Source organism: Nocardioides epinepheli, from assembly GCF_037936805.1.
Classification (GTDB): domain Bacteria; phylum Actinomycetota; class Actinomycetes; order Propionibacteriales; family Nocardioidaceae; genus Nocardioides.
On record NZ_JBBMMC010000001.1, the window covers coordinates 737,373 to 746,987 of the forward strand.

A 9,615-nucleotide genomic window follows, 5' to 3' on the forward strand; every position below is an offset into this window, starting at 1 on the left:
CACTACCGTGGCTCCATGACCGACATCGTCATCTGCGAGCCGCTGCGCACCCCGGTCGGGCGCTACGGCGGCGCCCTCTCCTCGCTCTCCGCGGTCGACCTCGCCTCGACCACCCTGCGTGAGCTCGTGGCGCGCACCGGACTCACCGAGGGCGACGTCGACGACGTGATCCTCGGCAACTGCTACCCCAGCGGCGAGAACCCCGCGATCGGCCGCATCGCCGCCCTCGACGCGGGCCTCGGGACCGGCGTCCCCGGCCTCCAGCTCGACCGCCGCTGCGGCTCGGGCCTTCAGGCCGTCCTCTACGCCGCCGCCCAGATCGCCAGCGGTGCCGGGAAGGTCATCGTGGCCGGCGGCGCGGAGTCGATGTCGAACGTCGAGCACTACGCGCTCGGCCTGCGCACCGGCGTCCGCGGCGGCAACATCGACCTGATGGACCGCCTCGTGCGGGCCCGCGAGACGGCCGGGGGCAAGGACCACCCGGTGCCCGGCGGCATGCTCGAGACCGCCGAGAACCTGCGTCGCGAGTACGACATCTCCCGCGAGGAGCAGGACGAGTTCTCGGTCCGCTCCCAGCAGCGTGCCGGCGCCGCCCACGAGGCCGGCAAGTTCGCCGACGAGCTCGTGCCAGTCACCGTGCCCGGACGCCGCGGCAAGCCGGACGTCGTCGTCGACCGCGACGAGCACCCGCGCCCCGAGACCACCCTGGAAGAGCTGGCCGCGCTGCGCCCGGTGCGCCTCAAGATCGACCCCGACTCCACCGTCACCGCCGGCAACGCCAGCGGCCAGAACGACGGCGCCGCCATGTGCGTCGTCACCACCCGCGAGGAGGCCGAGCGGCGCGGCCTGCGTCCGCTGCTGACCCTCAAGTCGTGGGCGGTCGCCGGCGTCGGCCCCGAGGCCATGGGCATCGGACCCGTGCCGGCCACCGCCGCCGCCCTCGAGCGCGCCGGCCTGAGCCTCGACGAGATCGGCGTGATCGAGCTCAACGAGGCGTTCGCCGCCCAGGTGCTGGCCTGCCTGCGCGAGTGGAAGGTCGACCCGACCGACGAGCGGCTCAACCCCAACGGCTCCGGCATCTCCCTCGGCCACCCCGTCGGCGCCACCGGTGGCCGCATCCTGGCGACCATGGCCCACGAGATGCAGCGGCGCGAGGCGCGCTACGGCCTGGAGACCATGTGCATCGGCGGCGGCCAGGGCCTCGCCGCGATCTTCGAGCGGGTGGCGTGAGCATGTCCGCCTCGAACCCCGTCGCCGTCCACCACGTCGTCACCGGCCCCGAGGACGCGCCCGTCGTCGTCCTGTCCAACTCGATGGGCGCCGACCTGCGCATGTGGGACGGCATCGTCGATGCGCTGTCCGAGCACTTCCGGGTGGTCCGCTACGACACCCGCGGGCACGGCCACTCCCCCGACGCACCGGGCCCCTACTCCATGGACGACCTCGCCGACGACGTCGTCGCCCTGCTCGACACGCTCGGGGTGGAGCGCGCCCACATCGTCGGACTCTCCCTCGGCGGCATGATGGGCATGCGGCTCGCGGCCCGCGACCCCGAGCGGGTCGACCGCCTGGTGGCGTTGTGCACCGGCGCCCACCTCGATGTCGGGCCCGCCTACACCGAGCGCGCCGCTCAGGTCCGCGCCGAGGGCACCGGCTCGGTGGCCGAGGGCGTCGTGAGCCGCTGGTTCACCCCGGCCTATCTGGAGGCCAACCCCGACGTCCGCGACTACCACGTGGCGATGTGCGCCGCGACGTCCGCCGAGGGCTACGCGGGCTCGTGCGAGTCCATCGCCGCGATGGACCTGCGCCCCGACCTCGCCTCCATCGCCGCCCCCACGCTCGCCATCGCCGGCGCGGACGACCCCGCCACCCCGCCGCCGTACCTGCGCGAGATCGCCGACGGCGTCCAGGACGGCCGGCTGGTGGTCGTCCCCGACGCCGCCCACCTGGCCGCCGCCCAGCAGCCGGAGGCCGTGGCGGCCGCCATCCTCGACCACCTGGGGGTCCAGTCATGAGCACCAAGGGCATCGACAAGGTCGTCCCGAGCGCGACCGACGCCGTCGCCGACATCGAGGCCGGCTCCAGCCTCGCCGTCGGCGGCTTCGGTCTGGTCGGCATCCCGTGGATCGTCATCGACGCGCTGCTCGAGCAGGGCGCCGACGACCTCACCGTGGTGTCGAACAACTGCGGCGTCGACGGCGCCGGCCTCGGCCTGCTGCTGGAGGCCCGGCGGATCACCCGCGTGATCGCCTCCTATGTCGGGGAGAACAAGGAGTTCGCCCGCCAGTACCTCTCCGGTGAGCTCACCGTCGAGCTCACCCCGCAGGGCACGCTCGCCGAGCGGCTGCGGGCCGGGGGCGCCGGCGTCGGCGCGTTCTACACGCCCACCGGTGTCGGCACGATGGTCGCCGAGGGCGGCCTCCCCTGGCGCTACCACCCCGACGGCACCGTGGCGCTGGCCTCGGAGCCGAAGGAGGTCCGCACCTTCCACGGCACCGAGATGGTGCTCGAGGAGTCCATCGTCACCGACGTCGCGCTGGTGCGCGCGGCCAAGGTCGACCGCGCCGGCAACTGCGTCTTCCACGCCTCCGCCCGCAACTTCAACATCCCCGCCGCGATGGCCGGCCGGCTCACCATCGTGGAGGCCGAGGAGGTCGTCGAGATCGGCGAGATCGACCCCGACGACGTGCACCTGCCCGGCGTCTTCGTCCAGCGCATCGTCGAGCTGACCCCCGAGCAGGCGCACGAGAAGGACATCGAGAAGCGCACCACCCGACCCCGCGAGGAGGTGCCGGCGTGAGCTGGACCCGTGACGAGATGGCCGCCCGCGCGGCCCAGGAGCTGCATGAGGGCGAGTACGTGAACCTCGGCATCGGCCTGCCGACGATGATCCCGAGCCACCTGCCCGCCGACTCGACGGTGACGCTGCACGCCGAGAACGGCATCCTCGGTGTCGGGCCGTTCCCCTACGACGACGAGGTCGACCCCGATCTCATCAACGCCGGCAAGCAGACCGTCACCGTGCTGCCCGGCGCCTCGTTCTTCGACTCCGCACTCAGCTTCGCGATGATCCGCGGCGGCCACATCGACACCGCGGTCCTCGGCGGCATGCAGGTCTCCACCACCGGCGACCTCGCCAACTGGATGGTGCCCGGCTCGATGGTCAAGGGGATGGGCGGTGCCATGGACCTGGTCAACGGCGCCCGCCGGGTGATCGTGCTGATGGAGCACGTCGCCCGCAGTGGCAGCCACAAGCTGGTCGCCGCCTGCGACCTGCCGCTGACCGGACGCGGCGTCGTCTCGCGGGTCATCACCGACCTCGGCGTCCTCGACGTCGCCGGCGACGCCTTCGAGCTCGTCGAGCTCGCCCCGGGCGTCACCGCCGAGGAGATCGCCGAGAAGACCGGAGCGCCGGTGCGGGTGCCGGTCGGGGTCTGAGATGCCCGACGACCCCGACCAGCTCGCGGCTCGGGTGTGCCGGCTGGAGGACCTGCACGACATCGGCCAGCTGCGCGCCCACTACTGCCAGGCCCTCGACGACGGCCGCTGGGACGATCTCGTCGACCTCTTCACCCCCGACGGCGCCTTCGTCGGGCTCTCGACCGCGCGCGGCCACGACCAGCTGCGCACCTTCTTCGCCGACCTGCAGTCAGGTCCGCTCAGCGCCTGGTGGCACTTCTCCTCCAACGAGACCGTCGAGCTCGAGGGAACGCCGGCGCATGCAGCGACCGGCACCACCTGGCTCGACCAGCCCTGCGTCGTCGACGGCCGCGCCCACATCGCCGCCGGCCGCTACGACGACCACATGGTGCGCTGCGACGACGGCCGCTGGCGCTTCACCGAGCGCAAGGTGAGCTTCTTCTTCTGGGTGCCGGGCGACGAGGGCTGGGCGCCGGGCCGCTACGGCTGGACGCCGGCCCGCGCGGCGGCCGACCCGCGTACCGTCGAGCGCGCCGCCGCATCCCACGCGACCTCCGAGGAGAGCCGATGAAGATCACCCAGGTCGAGGCGATCCCGTTCGCCATCCCCTATCGCAAGCCGCTGAAGTTCGCCAGCGGCGAGGTGCACGTGGCCGAGCACGTGCTGGTGCGGGTCACCACCGACGACGGCGTCACCGGGGTGGCCGAGGCACCGCCGCGCCCGTTCACCTACGGCGAGACCCAGGCCGGCATCGTCGCGGTGATCGACTCGATCTTCGCCGAGCAGGTCACCGGGCTCGACCTCATGGCGCGCGAGCAGATCCACCAGCGGCTGGCCCGCACGATCGGCAACCCCACGGCGAAGTCGGCCCTCGACATGGCGATCTGGGACGCCCTGGGCCAGACCCTCGGCTACGGCGTCACCGAGCTGCTCGGCGGGTACACCGACCGGATGCGCGTCTCGCACATGCTCGGCTTCGACGACCCCGCCGCGATGGTCGAGGAGGCCGAGCGGATGCGCGAGGCCTACGGCATCACCACCTTCAAGGTGAAGGTCGGCCGCCACCCGATCTCGCTCGACACCGCCGTGGTGCGAGCGCTGCGCGTCGGGCTCGGCGACGACGTCGAGCTCTACATCGACGGCAACCGCGGCTGGTCGGCCTCGGAGTCGGCGCGCGCGATGAAGGAGATGAGCGACCTCGGCCTCACCTTCGCCGAGGAGCTGTGCCCCGCCGACGACGTCGTCGGACGCCGCTGGCTGGTCACCCAGCTCGACGTCCCGTTCATCGCCGACGAGTCGGTGGTGACGCCGGCCGAGCTGACCCGCGAGATCCTCGGCAAGTCCGCCACCGCGGCCAGCATCAAGACCGCCCGTACCGGATTCACCACCAGCCGCCGCATCCACCACCTCGCCGAGGGCCTCGGCATCGAGCTGGTGATGGGCAACCAGATCGACGGCCAGGTCGGCTCGCTGTGCTCGGTGGCCTTCGGGTCGGCGTTCGAGCTGACCTCGCGGCGCGCGGGCGAGCTCTCCAACTTCCTCGACATGACCGACGACCTGCTCGCCGAGCCCCTGGAGATCCGCGACGGCGCCCTCGTCGTCCGCTCCGGACCCGGACTCGGCGCCACCATCGACCCCGACAAGCTCGCGCACTACCGCAAGGACAAGGACTGAGCATGCTCTACCACGTACGGATGGACGTCCGGATCCCCCTCGACATGGACCCGCAGGTCAAGGCCGACCTGGTCGCCCGCGAGAAGGAGTACGCCCAGGAGGTGCAGCGCTCGGGCCGCTGGCCGCACCTGTGGCGGATCGTCGGCGAGTACGCGAACGTCTCGATCTTCGACGTCGAGTCCAACGACGCGCTGCACGAGCTGCTCTCGGGCCTTCCGCTCTTCCCCTACATGGCCATCGAGGTCACCCCGCTCGCGGTGCACCCCTCCGACATCAACGCCTGATCCCGCCACCTGGGCAGGCTGTGCCCAATCTGATCGGACGTCCTACTATCCGAGCATGAGCAACGACTCGATCGTGGTGGTAGACGGCGCGCGGACGCCGGTGGGCAGCTTCGGCGGCGTGTTCAAGGACGTGCCTGCGCCCGAGCTCGGCGCGGCGGCGACGCGCGCGGCGCTGGCGCGGGCGGCCGTGGCGCCCGAGCAGATCGAAGAGGTCGTGATGGGCTGCATCGGCCAGGTCGGCAGCGACGCCTACAACGCCCGCCGGGTGGCGCTTGGCGCCGGGCTGCCGACGAGCACGCCTGCCTACTCGGTCAACCGGCTGTGCGGCTCGGGCCTGCAGGCGGTCTGGTCGGCCGCGATGGAGATGCGCTGGAACGGCCTCGACTTCACCGTCGCCGGCGGCGATGAGTCGATGACCCGGATGCCGTTCTACGACTTCGAGGCGCGCGCCGGCTACCGGCTCGGCAACCGGACCCTCGTCGACGGCACCGTCATGATGCTCACCGACCCGTTCCACGACATCCACATGGGCGTCACCGCCGAGAACGTCGCCGCACGCTACGGCGTCTCGCGCGAGGAGCAGGACGAGTTCGCCGCCGAGTCCCAGCGGCGCGCCGCCACCCCGGAGGCGCAGGCGGTCTTCGCCGAGGAGATCGTCGGCGTCGAGTCCGGCGGGCGGCGTCCGGTGCTGGTCGAGAAGGACGAGCACCCCAAGCCCGAGACCACGATCGAGACGCTCGCCGGCCTGCGTCCGGCGTTCCGCAAGGACGGCACGGTCACCGCCGGCAATGCCTCGGGCATCAACGACGGCGCCGCCGCGCTCGTCCTGGCGCGCGAGACGGCCGCCGCCGAGCGGGGTCTCTCGCCGCTGGTGCGGCTCGAGGCCGTCGCCACCGGCGCGATGGAGCCCGAGGTGATGGGCTATGCGCCGGTGATCGCCCTCCAGAAGCTCTTCGACTCCACCGGCATCACCGCCGCCGACGTCGACGTGGTGGAGTGCAACGAGGCCTTCGCGGCACAGGCCGTCGCCGTCGTCCGCGACGCCGGGCTCGACCCGGAGAAGACCAACCCCTATGGCGGCGCCATCGCGCTCGGCCACCCCGTCGGCGCCACCGGCGCGATCCTCACCCTGCGCGTGGCCAAGGACCTCGTCCGCCGCGACCTCGAGCTCGGCGTCGTCACCATGTGCATCGGCGGCGGCCAGGCGCTGGCGGCTCTGTTCCGGCGGGTCTGAGCTACTTCGGCCTCGTCGCCAGGTCCCAGCCGATCAGCGCGCCGATGCTCAGCGCGCGCATCCGTGGATCTGCCGGGCCCGCGAAGCGCAGCGCGAAGACCGGTCCGCGCTCGCCGGCGGGGGCGCCGGACGCCCAGGTGACCTCGGCGCGCCGCTGACCGGACGAGTCGTGCACGCTGAGCGTGCCGGCGACGGTCGCGGAGCCCAGACGCGCCCCGTCGGGATCGGTGAGCACGATCCCGGGTGCGTCGCTGCCGGAGGCGGTCACCCACCCCAGGACGGCGCCGTCGATGCCTGCCACCGAGACCTCGAAGCCCGTCGCCGCCACGACGCTGTGGCGCAACTCGAGCAGCGGCCAGCCGTCGGCGTCCGCGACGTCGAACTCGGCATCGGGGCTCCACCTGGTCATCCCGAGCAGCTGGCGCAGGCCGCGCCGCGCAGCCGCCGGTCGCTGGACGGCACTGGCAAGGACCCGGTCGCTGGTGGCGAACTCGTAGCGGTTGGTGCGCGGCCCCGGCGCCGAACGGGTGACTCGGAGCTCGTCGGTCTCGAACAGCGGCGTCATCTCACCGACCCTGCGGTTCGTGGTCGTGCTCGGGGTCGGCGGCGAAGATCCTCTCGTACAGGTCGTAGACGAAGCCCGCCTTGGCGTTGTTGTAGAGCATGCCGTCGGCGAAGCCCCGGTCGGCCAGGTCGCACTTGAGCGCGCCGTACGCGTCTCGATCCTCTGGGTGGGTGCGCAGCCAGTCCCGGAACATCAGGTGCCGCCGAGGCTCTCGCGCCCCGACCGAGAAGACGTGCACGTTGCATCGCGGACCCTCACCGCGCACCATGCGGTGCTCCTCCCACTCCGGCTCCCGCACTCGTAGCGTGAATCCTGCCCGCTCGAGGTCGGGCAGCCACTCATCCTCGGCACCGGAGTGAGCGACGGTCAGGTCGACGTCGATCACGGGCTTGGCCCGGAGCCCGGGCACCGCCGTCGAGCCGACATGCTCAATGCCGAGCGCCCGCTGATCGAGGGCTTCGCGCAGCCGGCCTGCCACGACCGCGAACGCCTCGGCCCACGCCGGATCCGGCTCGACCACGACCACCGGCGCCGCCGCCCTCGCACCGACCCGAGCCGCCTCGATCTCGTCGAGAGTCGGCACCTCGAACCGATTCCAGAGCGGGTGAGTGGGCACCCGGCGATGCTAGCCACCGCCGGGCAGCAGCGCTCTAAGTGCGCATCGGATGGGCTTGTCCGGTGGCGTGGAGTTGGTGGTGGTGGAAGGGGCAGTGGAGTCGGGCGTCTTTGGTGTTGGTGTGGCCGCCGTCTTGCCAAGAGTGGGCGTGGTGGACGTGGCAGTAGGCGGCGGGGGTGTCGCAGCCGGGGGTCTGGCAGTGCTGTTGTTCGAGGCCGATCGCGTGGCGTTGGGCTGGGGTGTGGAAGCGGCGGGTGCGGCCGAGGTCGAGGACCTCGCTGTTGGTGCCGAGGACGGCGGGGATGACCCCTGCCTCGCAGGCGAGTCGGCGTGCAAGGCCCGGTGAGATGGCTACACCGGTGTCGAGGTGGGCCGCCTTCAACCCGCCGAGGAGGGTGTCGAGGGTCATGGTGACGATGACGGTGGCGTTGAGCCCGCCGGCCTTGGGGAGCTTCTCGGTGGGGAACCGCTCGACATACTCCGCGAACGCCCGTCCGAGCCTCTCCGGGGTCGGTCGCTCGTAGTCGTAAGCCCCGGCGCCGTCGGTGGCGCGGACGTGTTTGGGTGCGGCGAGCGCGGTGAGGGCTTTGCGGAGCATCGAGCCCTGGGCGGCGGGGAGGGTGAACCGTCCGTGGGTGAGGCCTTGGTCGTCGTCGTACATCGAGAACGACGTCTTCTTCCGGGCCCGTGCTTCTTCGGCCTCCAGGAGTCGGGCTTCGTGCTCGTCGGCCCGGGCGGGGTCGATGACTTCCAGGATGCGGCGGCCGAGGAGCTTCAAGGCTTTCGCGTCGTGATGGGCCGCTTCTGCGAGGAGGTGCTTCTCGGCGAGGTCTCGGTGTTCGGGGTCGAGTTCGTCGACCGCCGCGACGATCACCTGCGCCTGGTCCGGTAAGACCCGGCCTGCTGCGGCCGCGACCCGGGTCTGTTCGTGGGCCGCCAACTCGTGGGCGAGGCGGGTGGTGCGGTGCGCCTGGCCGGGGGTGATCGGGACCAGCCGCCGCAGCCAGGCACTGGTCGAGCGGGCGCCGATCGAGCCGGGCAGGTCGAGCGCTTCGGCCTGGGTCACCGCTCGGGCCTCGAGCTCGGCGAGGCTGGCGGTGACTTCGGCCAGGTCGACCAAAAGCGCAGTGGTGTCGTCGGCATCGAGGCTCCACAGCGGGGTGTCGACGTGGCCGGCGAGGTCTTTCTTGAACCGCGCGACCAGTAGGGCGAGCGGGTGCCCGGTTCCGGTGGTGGCGGCCATGTCTGATTCTACCTCTCGTAACGAGTATTCGCTAGTGTGTTCTAGAGGATCTTAGGGGTACCGGGGTTTCGTCGGCGCTCGCTGGCGCTCGCTTGCTCAACCTCCGGCGGCGGGTGGTTCTCGGAGGTTGAGCAAGCTGGGAGGGCGAGGAACGAGCCCGACCGGCGCCGACGAAACCTCGCAACCGCCCCCGGAAACGCGAGCCGTGCGAATCAGGCGCGGACGAATCAGCGACGGCGGAGCGAGCAGGGGTGGCCGCGCAGGCGGCGGCGCGGGCGGAGCCCGTGCCGTTGAGCGCGTCGTCCAGTCGATCGAGCGAGGCTCGCAGTCAAGGACGGACGTAGTCCGCCGCGAAGCGGACGCCGAAGGCGATCCTTGACGGCGAGACTCGATCGGCTACGCGCGCGACCACCCCACCACCCGGACGAGTCGGCACACATGCGCGCCGACCCACCGACCACAATCGCGCAGTCCGCCGCCGGGGTTTCGTCAGCGCTCGCTGGCGCTCGCTTGCTGTGAGGGTTGGTGGTGGCTGGCCTGGGGCTGGCTGGCAGGGTGGACCGGCTGGTTCTCCTCTGT

General features: G+C 71.9%; 11 protein-coding genes. 8 read left to right on the forward strand and 3 right to left on the reverse strand.

The genetic code is table 11. The annotated features are described in order from the left end of the window. The first annotated feature begins 15 nt into the window (after positions 1 to 15). Genes WMR31_RS03395 through WMR31_RS03430 form a run of 8 tightly spaced genes read left to right on the forward strand, consistent with a single transcriptional unit; the run spans position 16 to position 6,612 of the window. Positions 16 to 1,230, forward strand: coding sequence for an acetyl-CoA C-acetyltransferase (locus WMR31_RS03395; RefSeq protein WP_340537359.1), 1,215 nt, complete (start codon positions 16 to 18; stop codon positions 1,228 to 1,230). A gap of 2 nt (positions 1,231 to 1,232) precedes the next feature. Then, positions 1,233 to 2,015, forward strand: a complete 783-nt coding sequence (pcaD, locus tag WMR31_RS03400) for a 3-oxoadipate enol-lactonase (protein ID WP_340537375.1) — start codon at positions 1,233 to 1,235, stop codon at positions 2,013 to 2,015. After that, positions 2,012 to 2,800, forward strand: coding sequence for a CoA transferase subunit A (locus WMR31_RS03405; protein ID WP_340537360.1), 789 nt, complete (start codon positions 2,012 to 2,014; stop codon positions 2,798 to 2,800). The genes pcaD and WMR31_RS03405 overlap by 4 nt, the downstream gene beginning before the upstream one ends. Next, positions 2,797 to 3,438 (forward strand): CoA transferase subunit B, encoded by a 642-nt coding sequence (locus WMR31_RS03410; protein WP_340537361.1) that lies wholly within the window; start codon positions 2,797 to 2,799, stop codon positions 3,436 to 3,438. The genes WMR31_RS03405 and WMR31_RS03410 overlap by 4 nt, the downstream gene beginning before the upstream one ends. Position 3,439: 1 nt before the next feature. Continuing rightward, complete coding sequence (locus WMR31_RS03415; protein WP_340537362.1) at positions 3,440 to 3,991, forward strand: nuclear transport factor 2 family protein; 552 nt, start codon at positions 3,440 to 3,442, stop codon at positions 3,989 to 3,991. Next, positions 3,988 to 5,094 (forward strand): mandelate racemase/muconate lactonizing enzyme family protein, encoded by a 1,107-nt coding sequence (locus WMR31_RS03420; protein ID WP_340537363.1) that lies wholly within the window; start codon positions 3,988 to 3,990, stop codon positions 5,092 to 5,094. The genes WMR31_RS03415 and WMR31_RS03420 overlap by 4 nt, the downstream gene beginning before the upstream one ends. A 2-nt stretch (positions 5,095 to 5,096) precedes the next feature. Then, entirely contained in the window at positions 5,097 to 5,378 is a 282-nt protein-coding gene (catC, locus tag WMR31_RS03425; protein ID WP_340537364.1) for a muconolactone Delta-isomerase, read from the forward strand. A 55-nt stretch (positions 5,379 to 5,433) separates the two neighbouring features. Beyond that, positions 5,434 to 6,612 carry a thiolase family protein gene (locus WMR31_RS03430; protein WP_340537365.1) on the forward strand — a complete coding sequence of 393 codons (1,179 nt, stop codon included), beginning with the start codon at positions 5,434 to 5,436 and terminating at the stop codon, positions 6,610 to 6,612. A gap of 1 nt (position 6,613) precedes the next feature. On the opposite strand, the gene WMR31_RS03435 is transcribed toward WMR31_RS03430, so the two are convergent. From WMR31_RS03435 to WMR31_RS03445, 3 genes are read right to left on the reverse strand one after another with little or no spacing between them, the layout of a single operon-like run. Continuing rightward, positions 6,614 to 7,177 (reverse strand): hypothetical protein, encoded by a 564-nt coding sequence (locus WMR31_RS03435; protein ID WP_340537366.1) that lies wholly within the window; start codon positions 7,175 to 7,177, stop codon positions 6,614 to 6,616. A gap of 1 nt (position 7,178) precedes the next feature. Continuing rightward, the gene (locus WMR31_RS03440) at positions 7,179 to 7,793 is read right to left on the reverse strand and encodes a GrpB family protein (RefSeq protein WP_340537367.1); all 615 of its coding nucleotides are present in this window, start codon (positions 7,791 to 7,793) and stop codon (positions 7,179 to 7,181) included. A 34-nt stretch (positions 7,794 to 7,827) separates the two neighbouring features. Then, a complete protein-coding gene (locus tag WMR31_RS03445) occupies positions 7,828 to 9,036 on the reverse strand; it encodes an HNH endonuclease signature motif containing protein (RefSeq protein WP_340537368.1) in 1,209 nt (402 codons plus the stop codon). Positions 9,037 to 9,615 lie beyond the last annotated feature (579 nt).